The organism is Streptomyces sp. NPDC044063 (genome assembly GCF_056434285.1).
Genome location: NZ_JBWKFM010000023.1, coordinates 19,841 through 37,910, shown reverse-complemented (window position 1 = coordinate 37,910; position 18,070 = coordinate 19,841). Strand labels below are relative to the sequence as shown.

Here is an 18,070-nt window from a genome sequence, read left to right as displayed (position 1 = left end):
CCGGTTCTCTCACCGTATGTCCGGGTCGGCCGTGGCGGGAGTCGCCCGGTGTTGCCTGGTGTTGCCAGTCATTGCCAGTTCTCCCGGCGACCGCGCGCCGCTCGGGCCGGGGCCGCTACGGCCGGGTGCGCTCAGGGCCGCTCGGCGAGGTGCTGCCGGACGTCCCATTCACGGGGGTCGTCGAGCGACCGGTAGAGGTCACGCGCCGTCAGCCACGCCTGACGCGCCTGCCGGAGGCGGCCCTGGGACCGCAGGCTGATGCCCAGCTGGTGCAGCGCCTGGGCGGTTCCGGCGAGCATGCCGGTGCGCTCGTGGAGCGCCAGGGCGCGCCGGTAGCCCCGGGTGGCCTCCCGGTGCTCCCCCAGCTCGCGATGGGCCGTCGCGGTCAGCGTCGTCGCTCCCGCCTCCAGCCAGACGGATCCGTGCGCGTGGTGGAGGCCCCGGGCCCGCGACAGGGGGGCGAGGGCCTCCCGGGGGCGGCCGTGGGCGAGGTGGGCCTCGCCGAGGCAGAGCAGTCCGAACGCGATGCCCCAGTCGTCGTCCGCCGCGTCGAACAGCCCCAGGGCGCGGTCCACCAGCGCCGCGGCCTCGGCACCGCGGCGCTGGCGCAGGCACGACAGCGCGTACCCCAGCAGGACGGCTCCTTCGGCGACCGGCTCCCCGGCGGCCGTGAACAGGTCGGCGGCCCGGCGGTAGTGGACGTCCGCCCGGGCGTGCTCCCGCGACCCGGCGCGGGCGCTGGCCAGTACGGTCTCCGCGCAGGCGGCGGCCAGTGGGTCCGCCGGGGCGCCGAGGGCTGCGTCGGCGGCGATCTCCCCGGCGGCCAGCAGGTCCTCGTGATGATGGTGTAGGAAGAGGAACGACCACAGGGCGTACGGGAGTTGCCAGGCCACCGGGCTGCCCGCCGCGTGGGCGGCCCGGCAGCAGGCGAGCAGGTTCGCGCGTTCCGCCTCGCACCAGCGCAGGGCTTCGGCGAGGGTGGCGAACCGCGGGGGCCGGCAGTCCTTGGGCACGTCCACGACCGGGACGCGGTGACGTGCGGCGCCGAGCAGGTGGTCGGTGGCGGCCTCGACGGTGTGGAGGTACCAGGCGAGGATCCGCTCGGTGCACGCCTCGAGCGTCTCGATCCCCTCCTCGGCCTCGGCGCGCTCCCAGGCGTACGCGCGCAGCAGGTCGTGCATCCGGAACCGGCCGGGCCGCACCTCCATCACCAGGTTGGCCGCGCGCAGTTCGGCGAGCAGCCGGGCCGTGGCCACGACGGGCTCCCCCAGCAGGGCGGCCACGGCCTCCACGCCCGCCACGGCACCCGGGTGGAGCGCCAGCAGCCGGAAGGCGCGGGCCTGGTCGTCCGGCAGCGTCCGGTACGAGCAGTCGAAGACGGCGCGCACGCCGCCGCTCTCGCCGGGCACGGTCAGCAGGTCCAGCCGCGGCGCGGCGTACGCCCGTTCGCCCGTCAGGACGGCGGCGAAGTCCTCGCCCCATTCGGCCAGGTGCTCGGCGGCGATGCGCAGGGCGAGCGGGAGGTAGCCGCAGTAGCGGGCGACGGTCGCCAGGGTCGTCCCGTCGCCGTCGCCCGTGGCGGACTCCCGCGGGAGGTCCGGCACCGCGCCCGGTAAGTGGCCGGGCGGCGCGGCTCGTTCCGGCGCCGCTCCCCGCCCCAGTGCCCGGCGCAGGAGCAGCACCGCCTCCGCCGGGGGCAGCGGTTCGAGGGGGACGCGGAGGGCGTCGTAGCGGATGCTCAGGGAGGTCAGGCGCCGTCTGCTGGTGACGACCACGACGCTGTCGCCCCTGCCCGGCAGCAGGGGCGCGACCTGGGCGGCGCGGGCCGCGTCGTCGAGGACGAGCACGACCCTGCGCTCGGCCAGGACGCCGCGCAGCAGGGCGATCCGTTCGTCCGGGTCCACCGGCACACCGGCCGTGCCGTGCGCGCCGATCCCCAGGGCGCGCAGCAGTCCGGTGGCCACGTCCGGGGGCGACGCCTCGCCGGTGTAGGGCCCGTGGGCCCGCAGGTCGGCGTAGAGCGTGCCGTCCGGGCGGGAGGCGCCGAGGCGCGCGGCGAGGGAGACGGCGAACGTCGTCTTGCCGACGCCCGCCATGCCGTCCACGGCGATCACCGCGGGCCCGTCCCGGCCGTCCAGGAAGGCCTCCGCGCGGGCGAGTTCGCCGTCCCGGCCCCACATCCGTCCCACGACCGGCAGCCGGTCCGGGGCGGGGCCGACCGGCCGGGCGTCCGGCGGCGGGCACGGCGCGGGCGAGGCGGCCAGCGCCAGCCGGGTCAGCCGGCCGTCGGTGCCCATCGCCTCGTCGCACAGCCGCGCCAGGTCCGGGGACAGGGGCCGTAAGCCGTTCTCCACCCGGCTCAGATAGCTCTTGCTGTAGTGGACCCGCTGTGCCAGCTGGGTCAGCGACCAGCCGTGTCCGGCCCTCAGTTCACGCAGCAGCTCACCCGTCGACACCCGCGCCCCCCGCGTTCCGTAGCCCGCACCCCCGTACGTGCGGACATCGTATGCACAATCGTGCGTATCCACTGCTGTTGACGCCGGTGCGGCGGCACGGATCGGCCGGAGACCACCCGGGGACGCGTCCCGTGCACGCCCGACCCGTCAACGCCCCTTGGCCTGGGGCGTCGTGAGGGCGTCGAGGAGGCCGGGGAAGGCCTCGTCCATGTCGGCGCGGCGGAGGGTGTTCATCCGCGAGGTCCCCACGTAGTACTGGCGGATCAGGCCGGCCTCGCGCAGCACCTTGAAGTGGTGGGTGGCGGTGGACTTGCTGACCGGCATGTCGAACGTGCCGCAGGCCAGGTCCTCGCCCACGAAGTCGAGTTGGGTGACGACGCTCCGGCGCACCGGGTCCACGAGGGCCTCCAGGACCCGCTGGAGGCTGAACTGCGTCACGTCTGGATGTGGAGGCATGCGTTCCATGAAGCCCATGGTACGACACTCATCAAAGTTTGACAGCGATCGTACTCGTGGCGCAGAGTTGATCATGTCCACAGGGGGCGAAGGGCCACAGCGAGCGAGGAGCGGTGCCATGACACGGACTGTGCGGTTCCATGAGATCGGCGGACCCGAGGTGTTGCGGCTGGAGGAGCTGGAGACCGGTGAGCCCGGCCCGGGCGAGGTGCGCGTCCGGGTGGACGCGATCGGGATCAACCGGGCCGAGGTCCTTTTCCGCGGCGGCCGTTACATCGAGCAGCCCCGGCTGCCCGCCCGGCTCGGGGCCGAGGCGGCCGGCGTCGTCGAGGCCGTCGGCCCGGACGTCACCGGGTTCACGGCGGGGCAGGCGGTCAGCGTCGTCCCGTCGTTCTCCCAGAACGACTACGGCGTCTACGGCGAGCGGGCGATCGTGCCGGCCGCCGCTCTCCTGCCCCGCCCCGACGGGGTCGACGCCGTCTCCGGCGCCGCCGTGTGGATGCCCTACCTCACCGCGTACGGCGCCATGGTGGAGATCGGCGGGATGCGGGCGGGCGACGTGGCCGTCGTCAACGCCGCCTCCAGCAGCGTCGGTCTGGCGGCGATCCAGACCGCCAACCGCGTCGGCGCCACCCCCGTCGCCGTCACCCGCACCGACGCCAAGAAGAAGCAGCTGCTCGCCGCGGGCGCGGCCGAGGTCATCGTCTCCGACGAGGAGGACGTGACCGCCCGCGTCATGGAACTGACCGGCGGCAAGGGGGCGGAGTACGTCTTCGACGCCGTCGCCGGCCCGGGCGTGACCGAGCTGGCGAAGGCCGTCGCCCCCGACGGGACCCTCTTCCTGTGGGGTGCGCAGAGCGGGCAGCCGACGCCCTACCCGGGCTTCGACCTGGGCATGCCCGCCCTGAACATGCGGACGTTCACGATGCTCGAGATCACCCGGGACCCGGAGCGGATGCGGCGGGCCGTCGCGTTCATCACCTCGGGCCTGCGCACGGGAACCCTGAGCCCCGTCGTGGACCGCGTCTTCCCCCTCGACGAGATCGTGGGGGCGCACCGGCACATGGAGTCCAACACCCAGTTCGGCAAGATCGTGGTCACCGTGGACCACTGACGCCGGACAATCCTGGCGAAGTCCGAGGGAAACCTGGCCTGGATAACTCACGCGAGTGAAATTTGTGTACGCGTCTTTCCGCGGCCGTCACAGACAGCGCATTCTGCGGCCAGAGACGGAAACCATCATTTCCGGTGACCGTCGACTTCTTGCCCGGAAAGGGGTTGACCGGATATGCCGACCGTAGACGTGACAATGGACTACACACCTCAGGACGACGTCTTCGACCTGGACGTCCGTGAGATCGGAGAGAGCGTGGCGAGCGGCTCCGACATCACCGCCTACACGCTCTGCTGCACGGGCACCGGCACGGTCACCGTCTTCAGCATCGGTGGCATCTGCTGAGGATCGCACGGGTCGGACCGAGAGCGCCTCTCCCTTACGGGCGGGGCGCTCTTGCCTTTACCGCTGGTGCGACCATAGGTCGAATGGGGCACGCGAGTGAAATTCCCGATTGACGGGTTCCCACCCCCGGGACGGCGCGCGCATTCTTCGGAGGGGAGCACCGGGACAGGGGGGAGGTGGATCCCATGGACGACCGCTGGACGTTCTCCTGCGCCGGATTCGCCTTGCTGCGCGCCCCCGTACGGCCGGTGCGCTGGGCCGCGGGTGACCGGGACGAGCGGACCGGCACGGATTCCCCGAGCGAGAGTACGCGACTGCTGCGCCGTCTCCGTGACCTGGCGTCCGATCCACTGCTCCGCGAAGCGGTCGCGGTCTCCAGCGGTTCCCTGGCGCGCTCCCTCGATCGGCTTCTCGGGCCGGATCGCGGCGAACCACCCGATCTCCCGGATCTGCGGCGCAGCGTACGGGCCCTCGCGAAATACCGCACCAGAATGGCGACCCGCTGCACCCCCTTCGGGCTCATGGCGGGCGTGTCGGCGGCGGAGTTCACCGACGACCCCGCCGAGGTGAAGGTCCGGTTCGGCACGGAGCACCGGCGGTTCGTGCGTCCGGACGGCGAGTGGCTCGCGGCGCTGGTGGCCGCCTGGGAGCAGCACCCGGACGTCCTGCCGCATCTGCGCGTGACCGTCAACAACCTGTGCTTCACCCGGGGCGGGCGCCTGGTCGTGCCGTACGTGCCGGAGGCCCCCGCGCCGGCGGAGGCTCCGGGACGCGGCCGCCGTGGCACCCCGGTCACGGTCACCCACGAACTGAGCGTACGGAACACGGCGGCGGTCCGGTGCGTGACGGAGTGCGCGGGCGCCGCCGCGGTACGGGTGTCGGAGCTGGAGCGACGCCTGGAGGAAACGTTTCCCGAGGCGTCCCCGGCCACCATCCGGACGATGCTGACCCGGCTGGTCGCGAAGGAGGTCCTCCTCACCGACCTGCGCCCGCCGCTGGAGGCCACCGATCCGCTCGCCCACGTCCTGGACACGCTCGCCCGCGTGCCACCCGGCGGCCCACCCGGCGCACCGGGCTTCGGCGAACTGCGGGCCGTCCGGCGGGACCTGGCGCGCTACGCGGCCACGCCGCTGGGCCGGGGGCGGGAGGCCTGGCGGTCGGCCACCGCCCGTATGCGGCGGCTGAGCCCCGGCGACCGGCCGGTGCAGGTGGACCTGGCCCTGGACGCGGACGTCCGGCTGCCGCGCGCCGTGGCCGTGGAGGCCGAACGGGCGGCGCTGCTCCTGTGGCGGCTCGCCCCCGAGGCCCGCGTCCTGGACGCGTACCACGGCGAGTTCCTGCGGCGCTACGGCACCGGCCGGTACGTCCCGCTGAAGGAGGTGCTGGATCCCGACATCGGGCTGGGCGCGCCCGCCGGCTACCGCAGGCCGCCCGGTGACCGGGGCCCGGCGGCGGACGGGCCCCGGGACGGGGGACGCGACGCCGTGCTGTCCGCGCTCGCGCAGGAGGCGGCCGTCTCCGGCGACCCCGAGGTGGTGCTGACCGACGACGCCGCGGACCCGGTGGTGTCGCGGCTCGCCCGGGACGGCGACGCGCCGGCCGGCTCGGTGGACGTCTTCGGGCACCTCGTCGCGCCGTCCCTGGAGGCGCTGCGCGACGGACGGTTCAGGTTCGTGGTGACGGGCGGCGTGGGGCAGGCGGGAGCCGGCTCGGGCCGTTTCCTCCACCTGCTGCCGGAGCACGTCCGGTCGGCCCTCGGCGCGCTGGCCGGGGCCGCCGGCCCGCCCCACGAGAGGGCGCTGTCCGCGCAGCTCACCTACCGGGTGCCGCATCCGCGCGTCGCGAACGTGGCCCAGGTGCCGCGCCTGCTCGACCGCCTGCTGCCGGTCGCCGCGTTCGCCGACCCGGCGGCGCCGCACGTCCTGGGCGTCGAGGACCTCGCGGTCGGCGCCGACACGCGCCGCCTGCTCCTCGTGGAGCGGGCCGGCGGGCGCGAGGTCGTACCGAGCGTCTTCCACGCGGCCGTCACCGAGGGGAACATGCCCAACGCCGCCCGGCTCCTGCGCGAGATCCGCGACACCGGCGTGCGCGGCTGGAGCGCGTGGACCTGGGGTGCCGCCGAGTCCCTGCCGTTCCTGCCCCGGGTGCGGTACGGGCGGGCCGTCCTCGCGCTGGCGCGGTGGCGGCCACCCGACGGCCTCCGCGACGCGGGGCTGTCCCCCGCCGCGTGGACGGCCCGGGTCCGGGAGTGGCGCGACCGCTGGCGCGTCCCCGACCGGGTCTGGGTGAGCTTCGCCGACAACCGGCTCGAACTCGACCTCGACGACGCGGAACACCTGCTCCTGCTCCGCCACGAGCTGGACCGGCGGCCCGCCACCGTCGTCCATGAGCTGCCGACGGGCGTCCTGGCCGGCGAGGACGGCGGGCCGGGAGAGCCCGCCGCGTCCTGTCCCGCCGGCCACGGGACCGGCTGGCTCACCGGGCCCGGCGGCGTCCACCGCAATGAACTGGTCGTCTCCCTGGTCCCCCGCCGCCAGGACCTCCCCGAGACGTCCGCCGGCGCCCGTACCCGCCCTGCTCCCCCGCGCCCCGGACCCGGCGAGCACTTCCCGGGCGGCAGCTGGCTCTACGCGTCGGTGTACTGCGCGCGCGAACGCCAGGACGACCTGCTGGCGGACGAACTCCCCCGGCTGCTGGGCGCGTCGCCGGACGGCGTGGACCGCTGGTTCTTCCTCCGCTACCGCGAACACGACGAACCGCACCTCCGGCTGCGCTGGCACGGCCCGCCGGACGTCCTCCACACCCGGCTGCTGCCGGAACTGCGCGACTGGACCGCCGGCCTGCGGGCGCGCGGCCTCGCCCGGCGCCTCGTCCTCGACACCTACGACCCCGAACTGGAGCGGTACGGCGGCCCCGAGGCGATCGAGGCCGCCGAGCGGGCCTTCCACGCCGACAGCGTCGCGGTGATCGAACAGCTGAGGCTGCTGCGCTCGGGTGCGCCGGACATCGACCGGGTCCTGCTGACCGCCGCCAACCACGTCGACCTGGCCCGCCGTTTCTGGCCGCACCCGGTCGGCCGCGAGGGCGTCACCGGCGAACCGCCGTGGGCGGACTGGCTGTTGTCGGCCTTCCCCAAGGGGCCGCGGCACGCGGAGTTCCAGCGCCGGCGCCGTGACGTCACCGCGCTCATCGACCCGTACGGCGACTGGCCCCGGCTGCGCGCCCTGCCCGGGGGCGAGCGGGTGCTGCGGGCCTGGTCCGGGCGCGCCACGGCGCTCGCCGACTACGGGCGCGCCCTGCGCGCGCTGGGCGGCGGAGCATGGGCGTCACCGCCGGAGGTGCTCGCCTCCCTCCTCCACATGCACCACAACCGGCTGTCCGGGATCGACCCGGAGGCGGAACAGTCCTCGTACGCGATCGCCCGCGGCGCCGTCCAGGCGCACCGGGACCGCAGGAAGTGGGAGTGATGACGACCCCGCGCCCTCCGGCCACCGACGCCGCCCCGGACGACCTGGCCCTCCGGGCGCGGGCGGGGCACGTCGCGGCCCGGGTGGCCGAGCGCCTCGCCGACCCGGAACGGATCGTGGCCGTCGAGTCCGCCCCCGGCCATGTGGACGTGATCCCCGGCATCGGGCCCCGGTCGCCCTGGTCCCCGCTCTCCCTCGGCGAAGGACATCCGGGCGTGGCGCTGCTCTTCGCGGAACTCGCGCACGATGCGGGACCGTCCCGGGGCGAGGAAGCGTCCCCGGGGGCGGGACCGGCCCACGGCGACACCCGGCACCGGGCGACCGCGCACCGGCATCTGGCCGCCGCCGCGCGGGAGGCGGCCACGAGCGGCGGTGCCGGCCTGTTCGGGGGCGCGGCCGCGCTCGCCTTCGCCGCGCTGGCGGCGCGGCACGGCCCCGCCGACTACGCCGCTCTGCTGGACCGTGTCGACGCGGCGGTGCTCGCTCAGCTGGTGGCCGTGCTCGCCGCCGAGGACGAGCGTCTCCGCGCCGGGCGCCCCGGTGTGAGCACGCGTCACTACGACCTCATCAGCGGGGCCGCGGGCCTGGGCCGGTACCTGCTCCTGTCCCCCGCCCGGCACCGGGAGCCGCTGGGCGGCGCCCTCGCGTATCTGGTGCGGCTCACGGAACCGGTCCGCGTCCACGGCCACACCGTCCCCGGCTGGTGGGCGGACGGAACGCTGACCGCCACGGACCGCGACACCGCCTCGTCCCGGGGCCACTTCAACCTCGGCATGGCCCACGGCATCCCGGGAGTCCTGGCGCTGCTCGCGCTCGCCCTGGAAGCGGATGTGCGGGTTCCGGGCCAGGTCGCCGCGATCGAGCGGATCGCCGTATGGCTGCTCGACCACCAGGGGAACGACGGGCAGTGGGCGGCATCGGTGACCTTCGACGAGGAGGTCGCCCGGGGGACGACGGACCCGGCGACCGCCCTCTCCCGGCGGACCGCCTGGTGCTACGGCACGCCCGGCGTGGCCCGGGCGCTGTACCTCGCCGGCCGCGCCCTGTCCCGTTCCGACTGGCGGTGGGCCGCCGTGGACGCGCTGGCCGGGGCCCTGGCCGACATCCGCCGCGCGACCGACCCGTCCCTCTGCCACGGCTGGGCCGGGCTGCTCCAGACCACCTGGCGCATGGCGCACGACAGCGGCGACGAGCGCCTGGCCGGGCGGCTGCCGCGGCTGGCGTCCGTCCTCCTCGACGCCCACGACCCCGCGCTCCCCTTCGGCTACGCCTACACCGCGCCCCACGCGCCCGTCGCCCCGCACCGGGCCGGGTTCCTGGAGGGCGCCGCCGGGGTCGCGCTCGCCCTGCGCGCCTACGCCACGGACACGGCGCCCGCGACCGGGTGGGACGCCGCGCTCCTGCTGACGTGAAGGCTGAGTGAAGGCTGACGTGAACCGACGTGAAGGCTGACGTGAAGTTCGACGTGAAGGCCGCGCGGTCGCCCCGGGTGTTCGGCCGCGGTCCGGGGCGGCACCGCGGCGGAGGGCGGGGCCGGCGGAGCCGCGCCCCGGGGGACGCGGCGGAGAGCGAGGAGCTGCTGTTCGGCGGCCCGCTGCGGTTCGACCTCGGTTTCAGCCGGCACGAGCGGGACGTCTCGGCGCTGTCGTTCCGGGTGATGGCGCGCCGGCTGCCCGGTCTCGTCGCCCGGAGCATGCGGCTGGCCTGGTCGGCCGACCGATTGGCCACCTCGGTCCTGGCCCTCGCCACCCTCGGGCAGGCGGTCTGCCGCGCGGTGGGACTGCTCGCCACCAACCAGGTGCTCGTCCCGCTGTTCGCCGGCGGTCCGACGCCGGACCGGCTCATGGCCGCGCTGCCCTCGCTGCTGACCGTGGCGGCCACGGCGGCCCTCGCCTCGTCGCTGACGTCGGTGTCCACGGCGGCGACCGGCTGCCTGGAACCGCGGGTGGAGCGGATGGCCACCCTCGGGTTCCTGCGCCACGCCGTACGGGTCGAGCTGGCGGCCATCGAGGACGCCGCGTTCCACCGGCTGCTGGACTCCGCGCAGTACGCCACGACGTCGGCCCGCAGCATGATCGGCTACAGCGCCGCGGTGGTCAACGCCCTCGCCACCATGGCGGGCGCGGCGGTGGTCCTCACCACGCTCCACCCGGCGCTGCTGCCGCTGCTGGCGCTCGTCACCGTCCCCAAGGCGTGGGGCGCGATCCGCACCGCGCACCGCGGCTACCTCTCCGTGCAGAGCTGGCTGGAGCACACGCGTGCCAGCCGCCTGGTGTCGGGCCTGCTCACGCAGCAGGCGGCGGCCCAGGAGGTGCGTGTCCACGGCGCGGGCCGCTTCCTGCTGGACCACTACGCGCGGATGGCCACGGCCTCGGAGGCCGAGCAGACCCGGTTGGCCCGCCGGCAGGCCGTCACCGAACTGGCCGCCAACACCCTGTCCGGGATCGCCGTCGGCTGTACGTACGCGGCGCTGGGCCTGCTGCTGACCGGCGGGCACCTGCCGCTGGCCGTCGCCGGCACGGCCGTCCTGACCGTCCGCACCACCACGACCAACCTCTCCACGCTCGTGGTGCAGGTCAACCACCTCTACAAAGAGGCCCTGTACCTCAAGGACCTCGACGCGCTGGGCGCCGAGGCCGGGCGCCGGGCCATCCCCACGGGCGGCGAAGCGCCGGCCGCGCGACCGGGGACCGTACGCCTGGAGGAGGTCGGGTTCAGCTATCCCGGCCGGTCGCGGGCGGCCCTGGACGGCGTGAGCCTCACCGTCCGCCGCGGCCAGGTCGTGGCCCTGGTGGGCGAGAACGGCTCGGGCAAGACGACGCTGGCCAAGCTGATCGCGGGGCTGTACGCGCCGGACTCCGGCCGCGTCACCTGGGACGGCGTGGACGCGACCGCCCTCGACCGCGAGCAGCTCTTCGCCCGTGTCGCGCTCGTCACCCAGGACTTCCAGCGCTGGCCGTTCACCGCGCGGGCCAACGTCGTCATCGGCCGCTCCGCGCCGGCACCGGACGAGGAGGCGCTGCACCGGGCCGCCTCCTACGCCGAGGCGCACGCGGTCGTCGACGCGCTGCCCCGCGGCTGGGGCACCCTGGTCCACCACGCGTTCACGGGAGGCGTCGAGTTGTCCGGCGGTCAGTGGCAGCGTCTGGGCCTCGCCCGGGCCCACTACCGCTCGGCGCCCCTCCTGATCTGCGACGAGCCGACGTCGGCCCTGGACCCCAAGGCCGAGATCGAAGCCTTCGAGCGCATCCGGGGGCTGGCCGACCAGGGGCACACGATCGTCCTCATCACCCACCGCCTGGCCTCCGTCCGGCACGCCGACCACATCTACGTCCTCGACGACGGCCGGCTCGTCGAGGACGGCACCCACACCGCCCTCCTCGAACGGAACGGACACTTCGCCCGGCTCTACCGGCTGCAGGCGGCGCAGTACGCGACGGACGGCACGGCCGGGGACGGTTGACGGCCCGGGCTCAGACCAGGGTCGGGAACGCGAAGCGTACGCCGGTGAGTTCTTCGGACAGCTCCCACAGGCGGCGGCCGGTGCCGGTGTCGGCGGCCGGGTCGGACAGCCGTACCCGCATCGGCCCGCCGCGCAGTTCGGCCGGGCCGTCCGGCCCGATGAACTCGCCGCCCTCGACGCCCGGTGCGGTCGCGGCGTACAGCTGCGGCAGCGCGCCGTGCTCCGGTGTCTGGGCGAACAGCGGGTTGCCGATGCGGCCGAACACCACCCGCCACAGGCCGACGGGGGCGCTCGTCCGGAGGCTGGTGGCGGTGTGGCCGGGGTGGGCGAGGACAGGCGAACCGCAGCTCGTGGCCCTGGGCGCTCGGCGTTCGTGGCGGCGCCATGACGCCGGCGTTGTTGACGAGGACGTCGAGACGGGTGTGTTCGGCATGCAGCCGGTCGGCGAAGGCCCGGACCGAGCCGAGGTCGGCCAGGTCGAGGGGGCGTACGTCGAGGCGGGCGTCCGGCCGGCCGGACGTGATCTCCGCGACGGCCCGGCGGCCCTTGTCCTCGTCGCGCACCGCCCCGGCCGAGCTGATCGACCGGGCCTTCGCGGTCATCGCCCCGGCGAGTGGACGCCGCGGGGCGCTGACCGGGGAGTTCTCCCCCGCGGATCAGCATTCACCTCATCACCGCCGACCACCACGGCGAGCTCAGCGGTTCGACATCTCTGGCCATATCGCCATATATACGGAATAGCTCTCCCCGTGGCGCATCCCTCACCGGTACCACTTGAACGATCAAAATGCGGTGGGGTTAGCATGTGAGCGCCGTCTAGCTCGAAAGAGAAGCCTGTGACTGTCAACGACGACTCGTTCACTGACTGGAAGAACCGCGAGGAGATCGCGGAGTCGATGATCCCGATCATCGGGAAGCTGCACCGCGAGCAGGACGTCACCGTCCTGCTGCACAGCCGCTCCCTGGTGAACAAGTCGGTGGTCAGCATCCTCAAGACCCACCGATTCGCCCGGCAGATAGCCGGCGAGGAGCTCTCGGTCACCGAGACGCTGCCCTTCCTGCAGGCTCTCACCACGCTCGACCTCGGCCCGTCCCAGATCGACATCGGCATGCTCGCCGCCACGTACAAGGCGGACGACCGCGGTCTCTCGGTGATCGACTTCACCGCCGAGGCCGTCGCCGGCGCCACGGGTGCCAACAAGATCGAGCGCCGCGAGTCGCGCGACGTCGTCCTCTACGGCTTCGGCCGCATCGGCCGCCTCGTCGCCCGTCTGCTCATCGAGAAGGCCGGCTCCGGCAACGGTCTGCGCCTGCGCGCCATCGTCGTCCGCCAGGGCGGCGAGCAGGACATCGTGAAGCGCGCCTCCCTGCTGCGCCGCGACTCGATCCACGGCCAGTTCCAGGGCACGATCACCGTCGACGAGGCGAACAGCACGATCATCGCCAACGGCAACGAGATCAAGGTGATCTACGCCGGCGACCCGTCCGAGGTCGACTACACGGCGTACGGCATCAAGGACGCCATCCTCATCGACAACACCGGAAAGTGGCGCGACCGCGAGGGCCTCTCCAAGCACCTGCGCCCCGGTATCGACAAGGTCGTCCTGACCGCGCCGGGCAAGGGCGACGTCCCGAACATCGTCCACGGCGTCAACCACGACATGATCAAGCCGGACGAGCGGATCCTGTCCTGCGCGTCCTGCACCACCAACGCCATCGTCCCGCCGCTGAAGGCGATGGACGACGAGTACGGCGTGCTGCGCGGCCACGTGGAGACGGTCCACTCGTTCACGAACGACCAGAACCTGCTGGACAACTACCACAAGTCCGACCGTCGCGGCCGCTCGGCGCCGCTCAACATGGTCATCACGGAGACCGGCGCCGCCTCCGCCGTCGCCAAGGCCCTGCCCGACCTCGAGGCGCCGATCACCGGCAGCTCGATCCGCGTCCCGGTGCCGGACGTCTCCATCGCGATCCTCAGCCTCCGGCTCGGGCGCGAGACCACCCGCGAGGAGGTCCTCGACTACCTCCGCAACGTCTCGCTGACCTCGCCGCTCAAGCGCCAGATCGACTTCATCAGCGCCCCCGACGCGGTCTCCAGCGACTTCATCGGCTCGCGCCACGCCTCGATCGTCGACGCCGGCGCCACCAAGGTCGACGGCGACAACGCGATCCTTTACCTCTGGTACGACAACGAGTTCGGCTACTCCTGCCAGGTGATCCGCGTCGTCCAGCAGGTCTCCGGCGTCGAGTACCCGACGTTCCCGGCCCCGCTGGCCTGATCCCCACCGATGACGGCAGTCCCCTGCCCCCGGGTCCGCCCGGGGGCAGGGGACTGTCCGCTTCCTCGAGCGGGTTCCTCAGCGGACCTCCCGGCGCCCGTCGCGCTCGACGTTGGCGATCATTCTGCGCAGGACCTTGAGCGCGGCCACGTACTCCTCGTCGGCGATGCCCTCGTGGACGACGGCGCGCACTTCGGTCGCCAGCTCGCGCAGCCGCACCCGGGCGGCTTCCCCTTCGTCGGTGACGCGCAGGCGCCCTTCGGCGTCGGCGCCCAGCCAGCCCCGGTGGAGCAGCTGGTCGACGACGCGGGAGATCTCGTGCGGCCCGCCGGCCAGAGGCGCCAGCTGGGCGGCCACCTCGTCGCGGCTCGGTGCCACGGGCCGGTAGGTGACGGTGTTCAGCACCCAGTACTGCGGTTGCGTGACGTCGATCCTGGCCATGGCGTCCCGCAGGTGCCGGGTCACGGTCTCGTGGGCCAGGCCGCTCCAGTAGCCGATGGGCTGGCTGGGGAGCATGTCGTCGGTGGCGGCGGGATCGGCGGGAGCCTGGTCGGTGGGGACGGTGTTGGACGATTCCATGATCATTACGGTAGCCGCCGCGGCCCGGCTCCTCCCGCGCCCCTCCGGGAACCCGGACAGCCCGGCGGGGCGGGGCCGGTCGCCGAGGACCGGCCCGCCCGCCGGGTCAGCGGCTGAGGGCTTCGAGGTGGCGGTGGAGCACCTCGTGGCCTTCGGGGGTGGGGTGGAGGCCGTCGGCGAAGAGGTCGGCGCTGTCGCGCAGCGGCTCCCACAGGTCGAGGAAGTCGACGTGGTTGTCCTCGCACCACGTCCGGAGGGACGCGCGCAGGGCCAGCGCCCGCTCCCGGGTGAAGCGCAGGCCCCAGTAGTCGCCGGTGCGCGCCTCGTCGACCCAGAGCGGTCCGGCGACGACGAGCCGCGCGTTGTGGCGGAGGGCCGTCGCGGCCAGCGAGCCGAGGCTGTCCGCGATGCCCGCCAGCCCGTCATGACCGTCCGGGGACCCGGCGACCGGCTCCGCCGAGTCGTTGATGCCGGCGGCGACGAGGAGGGTGTCGGGGAGCCGGGCGGCCAGGAGCGCCGGGGTCTGCTCACCGACCTCGGCCAGGGTGCTGCCGGGGATGGCCAGGTTGAAGACCCGGTGCGCGGCCTCGTTCCCGGCGATGTGGGCGGCCGCCAGGTGCGCCGCCCAGCCGCCGCGCGGGTCGCAGCGCCCGTAGGCGATGCTGTCGCCGACGATCACGATGCGCTCCGCCGAGCGCAGCGGCTTCGCGTCCAGGTAGGCCCAGGCGCTCTCGCCGGAGGTGAGGACCACCCGCCGGCGGGCGTAGTCGTCGACCTCGTAGTCGTCGGCCGCGGCGAGTTCCTCGTCGGTGAGGTGGAGGACGCCGCCCTCGACGACCCCGCCGATCCTGCGCTCCAGCGTCAGGTGGACGTCCAGACCGCTGGCGGCGATCACCGACTCGTCGGTGATCCGCAGGGGCCTGGTGGCGTAGCCGGTGAGCGACGCCGGGGAGCTGGGGACGGGACGGCCGAAGAGCGTGGTCTGGACCCGCTCGTCCAGCAGTGTGCCGAAGGAGAACAGGATGTGGGGGCGGGACTCGGTCACCGTGAGCGCCGTGGCCTTTCTTGAAGAAACGATCACTTCTCCAAGAAATGATCACTCACACCCTGACGGCCGGGGCCGGCGGCCCCTGGGGATGGGGTGTCACCCGGCCGAGGGCGCGCGGCCCGCGCGCCATTCGGGGGCGAGCACCGACCAGACCTCCTCGTCGTACCGCGTCCCCCGGTACGCGTAGCTCTGCCGCAGTACGCCGTCCTTCGTCATCCCGAGCCGCCGGGCCACGGCGATGCTGGGCTCGTTGCCCGACGCGACCACCCACTCCACGCGGTGGATGCCCCGGACCTCGACGGCCCAGTCGATGACCACGCGCGCGGCGCGCGTCACCAGCCCCTTGCCCACCGCCGAGGGCTCCAGCCAGCAGCCCGCCTCGGCGGTCCCCTGCGCGACGTCCATCGTCCTCAGGAGGAAGCCGCCCACCAGCCGGCCGTCGGACCACATGCCGTGGATCCGTCCGGTGTCGGCCGCGGCCTTGTCCGCGTACGCCTGGAGGTACGCGCGGGCGGACGCCAGGTCGTGGACGACGTCGGGCAGCCCGTTGTGCCGCCCGATGAACTCCCGCCCCCGGTCCATGTGGGCCAGGAACTCCTCGGCCTGCCACGGCTCGAGCGGTCGCAGCTCCGCGCCGTCGTCGCCCAGGGGTATCGCGTACATCGTCACCTTCCACGGTCGGGTCGGTACGGGATCCGTGGGGTGATCTTCGCACGGCGGCTACGGCACGTCCCGCCCGGCGCTCTCCCCCGCCCCACCGGTCAGGCGCCGCGTGATGCGGGCGAGGGCGCGCAGGTCCTCGGGGGGCAGGGCCAGCAGGGCCGGGGGCGGGGTGCCGAGGATGTCCTCGGCACGGCGCGCCGCCTCCAGGCCGGCCGGTGTGACGGACACGATCCTGGAGCGGCGGTCGGCGGGGTTCTCCGAGCGTTCGACCAGGCCGCGTCCGGCGAGGTCGTCGACGACGAGTGTGGTGTACGGGCGGTCGGTGAGGAGCTCCTCGGCCAGTTCGCGGAGGGTGAGCGGGCCCCGGGCGACCCTGCGCAGGGCTTTGACGCGGAAGAAGCTCATGCCGAGGGCTTCGACGACCTCCTTGCGGCGTTCGTTGCCGCCGAGGACGACGTCCCGGAGGTTGCGCCAGGCGCGCCGGGCCTCCGCGTCGTGGTCGGCGCTGTCGTGGTCGGCGCTGTCGTGGCCGGCGCTGTCGTGGCCGGCGCTGTCGTGGTCGGCGCTGTTGTCGTCGGCTCGGTCGTCGACGGTGTCGTGGGCCGGGGTCATCGTGTCGTCACCGGGATCCTGCTGTGCTCGGGTGCGAGGCGGGCCGCCGAGCGTTCGGCGGTCCGGGCCGCCCAGCGGCCGGTGGTGATCGTACCGACGAGGAGGGCGGCCAGCGCGCACCCGGTGACGATCCACCAGCCGGTGCGCGGGGCTCCGGCGGCGACGGCCACGCCGACGACGGCGATTCCCAGGGCGCTGCCGACCTGCCGGCTGGTGGAGGCCAGGGCCGAGGCGACGCCGGCGCGGGAGCGGGGCATGCCGGAGACGGCGGTGTTGGTGACGGGCGCGTTGAAGAAGCCGAAGCCGATGCCGAAGATCACGTAGGCGACCGTGAGCAGGACGTCGGACGAGAAGGAGGAGGACGAGGACGAGCCGACGCCGAGGACGGCGAACATCGCGCCGCTCGCGGTCATCGCCGTACCCGCGAGGAGGAGCGGCAGGCGGGGGCCTCGGGCGCCCACGAGCCGGCCGGAGAGCGGTGCGCAGACGAGGCACATGAGGGCCATGGGCAGCATGCGCAGGCCGGTCTCGAGGGCCGACAGCCCGCGCTCGTTCTGCAGGTACAGGGTGTTGAGGAAGAGGAAACCGTTCAGCGCGGCGAATCCGCAGGCGGCGATGACGGTCGCCCCGGTGAAGGGCGCGCTGCGGAAGAGCCGGGGTTCGATGAGGGCGTCGGCGCGGCGTCGTTCGTAGACGGCGAGCGCGGGGAGGGAACAGGCGGCGACGGCGAAGCAGCTCAGGATGAGCGTCGAGGTCCAGCCGGATGCCGGGCCCTCGATGATGCCGTATGTGAGGGTGCCGAGCAGCGCGATGACGAGCAGCTGGCCGACGGGGTCGGCGCGGCGCGGGCGCGGCGCTCGGGACTCCGGTACGTAGCGGGCGGTCAGGACGAGGGCGGCCAGCCCCACCGGCAGGTTGAGCCAGAAGATGGCACGCCAGCCGGCCGTCTCGACGAGGGCGCCGCCGAGGATGGGGCCCGCGGCCATGCTGATGCCGATGACGCCGCCCCAGACGCCGATGGCGCGGGCCCGTTCCCGGGGGTCGGTGAAGGTGTTGGCGATGATCGACATGGCGACCGGGTTGAGCATGGATCCGCCGGCCGCCTGCACCGTACGGAACGCGACCAGCCAGCCCAGCCCCGGTGCGAGGCTGCAGAGCAGGGATCCGGCGGTGAACAGCGCGAGTCCGACCTGGAAGACGCGTCGCCGGCCGAACCGGTCGGCGGTGGAGCCGGCGAGCATCAGGAGGGAGGCGAGGACGAGGGTGTAGGCGTCGACGACCCACTGGAGTCCGGAGACGGAGGCGTCCAGCTCGCGTTGCAGGGAGGGCAGGGCGGTGTTGAGGCCTGTGGTGTCCAGACTGACCATCAGCAGGCTTGTGCAGCAGACGGCCAGGACAAGAAACCGGCGGCGCCGGGAGAGCTCGGGCACGGACCCCCCTGAGAACGTGGGACAGCCAATAGTTGCATGCCCCTAATCATTGTGATTGTAGAACTAATCTGATCGGGAGGGGAAGGTGGTCCGGGGCAGTCGCCCCCACTCGTCCCTGTAGGTGGTCTTGCGCGGCGTACGGCCGGGAGCCACGT

The 18,070-nt window shown here is 73.9% G+C and carries 13 protein-coding genes and 1 pseudogene; 6 read left to right on the top strand and 8 right to left on the bottom strand.

Translation table 11 applies throughout. The features are described from left to right. Positions 1 to 131: 131 nt before the first annotated feature. A complete protein-coding gene (locus tag AC07BS_RS25200) occupies positions 132 to 2,456 on the bottom strand; it encodes an ATP-binding protein (RefSeq protein ID WP_478934588.1) in 2,325 nt (774 codons plus the stop codon). A gap of 147 nt (positions 2,457 to 2,603) precedes the next feature. Next, positions 2,604 to 2,921, bottom strand: a complete 318-nt coding sequence (locus AC07BS_RS25195) for an ArsR/SmtB family transcription factor (protein ID WP_478934587.1) — start codon at positions 2,919 to 2,921, stop codon at positions 2,604 to 2,606. Between the two features lie 109 nt (positions 2,922 to 3,030). Here AC07BS_RS25195 and AC07BS_RS25190 point away from each other — a divergent pair, with 109 nt between their 5' ends. The 5 genes from AC07BS_RS25190 to AC07BS_RS25170 all read left to right on the top strand — a co-directional run bounded on the left by AC07BS_RS25190 (position 3,031) and on the right by AC07BS_RS25170 (position 11,301). Next, the gene (locus tag AC07BS_RS25190; protein ID WP_478934586.1) at positions 3,031 to 4,026 is read left to right on the top strand and encodes a zinc-dependent alcohol dehydrogenase family protein; all 996 of its coding nucleotides are present in this window, start codon (positions 3,031 to 3,033) and stop codon (positions 4,024 to 4,026) included. A 195-nt stretch (positions 4,027 to 4,221) separates the two neighbouring features. Beyond that, positions 4,222 to 4,371: a hypothetical protein gene (locus AC07BS_RS25185; RefSeq protein ID WP_478649327.1), complete on the top strand. Its 150-nt coding sequence runs from the start codon at positions 4,222 to 4,224 to the stop codon at positions 4,369 to 4,371. Positions 4,372 to 4,556: 185 nt separating this feature from the next. Beyond that, a complete protein-coding gene (locus tag AC07BS_RS25180; RefSeq protein ID WP_478934585.1) occupies positions 4,557 to 7,838 on the top strand; it encodes a lantibiotic dehydratase in 3,282 nt (1,093 codons plus the stop codon). Next, complete coding sequence (locus tag AC07BS_RS25175) at positions 7,838 to 9,250, top strand: lanthionine synthetase C family protein (RefSeq protein WP_478934584.1); 1,413 nt, start codon at positions 7,838 to 7,840, stop codon at positions 9,248 to 9,250. Before AC07BS_RS25180 ends, AC07BS_RS25175 begins: the two co-directional genes overlap by 1 nt. Positions 9,251 to 9,291: 41 nt before the next feature. Then, entirely contained in the window at positions 9,292 to 11,301 is a 2,010-nt protein-coding gene (locus AC07BS_RS25170) for an ABC transporter ATP-binding protein (RefSeq protein WP_478934583.1), read from the top strand. 10 nt (positions 11,302 to 11,311) lie between these two features. On the opposite strand, the pseudogene AC07BS_RS25165 reads toward AC07BS_RS25170, so the two are convergent. Continuing rightward, a pseudogene (locus AC07BS_RS25165) lies at positions 11,312 to 11,912 on the bottom strand (SDR family NAD(P)-dependent oxidoreductase); the annotation flags it as partial. 225 nt (positions 11,913 to 12,137) lie between these two features. On the opposite strand from AC07BS_RS25165, the gene AC07BS_RS25160 reads away from it, so the two are divergent. After that, the gene (locus tag AC07BS_RS25160; protein ID WP_478649315.1) at positions 12,138 to 13,583 is read left to right on the top strand and encodes a glyceraldehyde-3-phosphate dehydrogenase; all 1,446 of its coding nucleotides are present in this window, start codon (positions 12,138 to 12,140) and stop codon (positions 13,581 to 13,583) included. A 78-nt stretch (positions 13,584 to 13,661) separates the two neighbouring features. On the opposite strand, the gene AC07BS_RS25155 is transcribed toward AC07BS_RS25160, so the two are convergent. From AC07BS_RS25155 to AC07BS_RS25135, 5 genes are all read right to left on the bottom strand, one after another. Beyond that, positions 13,662 to 14,162, bottom strand: coding sequence for a MarR family winged helix-turn-helix transcriptional regulator (locus AC07BS_RS25155; RefSeq protein WP_478934582.1), 501 nt, complete (start codon positions 14,160 to 14,162; stop codon positions 13,662 to 13,664). Between the two features lie 106 nt (positions 14,163 to 14,268). Further along, on the bottom strand, positions 14,269 to 15,207 hold the full coding sequence (locus tag AC07BS_RS25150) for a GDSL-type esterase/lipase family protein (RefSeq protein ID WP_478649310.1): 939 nt from the start codon (positions 15,205 to 15,207) through the stop codon (positions 14,269 to 14,271). A gap of 99 nt (positions 15,208 to 15,306) precedes the next feature. Further along, entirely contained in the window at positions 15,307 to 15,873 is a 567-nt protein-coding gene (locus AC07BS_RS25145) for a GNAT family N-acetyltransferase (protein WP_478934581.1), read from the bottom strand. A 57-nt stretch (positions 15,874 to 15,930) separates the two neighbouring features. Beyond that, positions 15,931 to 16,485 (bottom strand): MarR family winged helix-turn-helix transcriptional regulator, encoded by a 555-nt coding sequence (locus AC07BS_RS25140; protein WP_478934580.1) that lies wholly within the window; start codon positions 16,483 to 16,485, stop codon positions 15,931 to 15,933. After that, entirely contained in the window at positions 16,482 to 17,915 is a 1,434-nt protein-coding gene (locus AC07BS_RS25135) for a DHA2 family efflux MFS transporter permease subunit (RefSeq protein WP_478934579.1), read from the bottom strand. Before AC07BS_RS25135 ends, AC07BS_RS25140 begins: the two co-directional genes overlap by 4 nt. Positions 17,916 to 18,070 lie beyond the last annotated feature (155 nt).

Coding starts and splice junctions, on each gene's coding strand:
- AC07BS_RS25155 (WP_478934582.1), bottom strand. CDS start 14,162: ATGGAATCGTCCAACACCGTCCCCACCGACCAGGCTCCCGCCGATCCC.
- AC07BS_RS25195 (WP_478934587.1), bottom strand. CDS start 2,921: ATGGAACGCATGCCTCCACATCCAGACGTGACGCAGTTCAGCCTCCAG.
- AC07BS_RS25190 (WP_478934586.1), top strand. CDS start 3,031: ATGACACGGACTGTGCGGTTCCATGAGATCGGCGGACCCGAGGTGTTG.
- AC07BS_RS25185 (WP_478649327.1), top strand. CDS start 4,222: ATGGACTACACACCTCAGGACGACGTCTTCGACCTGGACGTCCGTGAG.
- AC07BS_RS25145 (WP_478934581.1), bottom strand. CDS start 15,873: ATGTACGCGATACCCCTGGGCGACGACGGCGCGGAGCTGCGACCGCTC.
- AC07BS_RS25180 (WP_478934585.1), top strand. CDS start 4,557: ATGGACGACCGCTGGACGTTCTCCTGCGCCGGATTCGCCTTGCTGCGC.
- AC07BS_RS25175 (WP_478934584.1), top strand. CDS start 7,838: ATGACGACCCCGCGCCCTCCGGCCACCGACGCCGCCCCGGACGACCTG.
- AC07BS_RS25140 (WP_478934580.1), bottom strand. CDS start 16,485: ATGACCCCGGCCCACGACACCGTCGACGACCGAGCCGACGACAACAGC.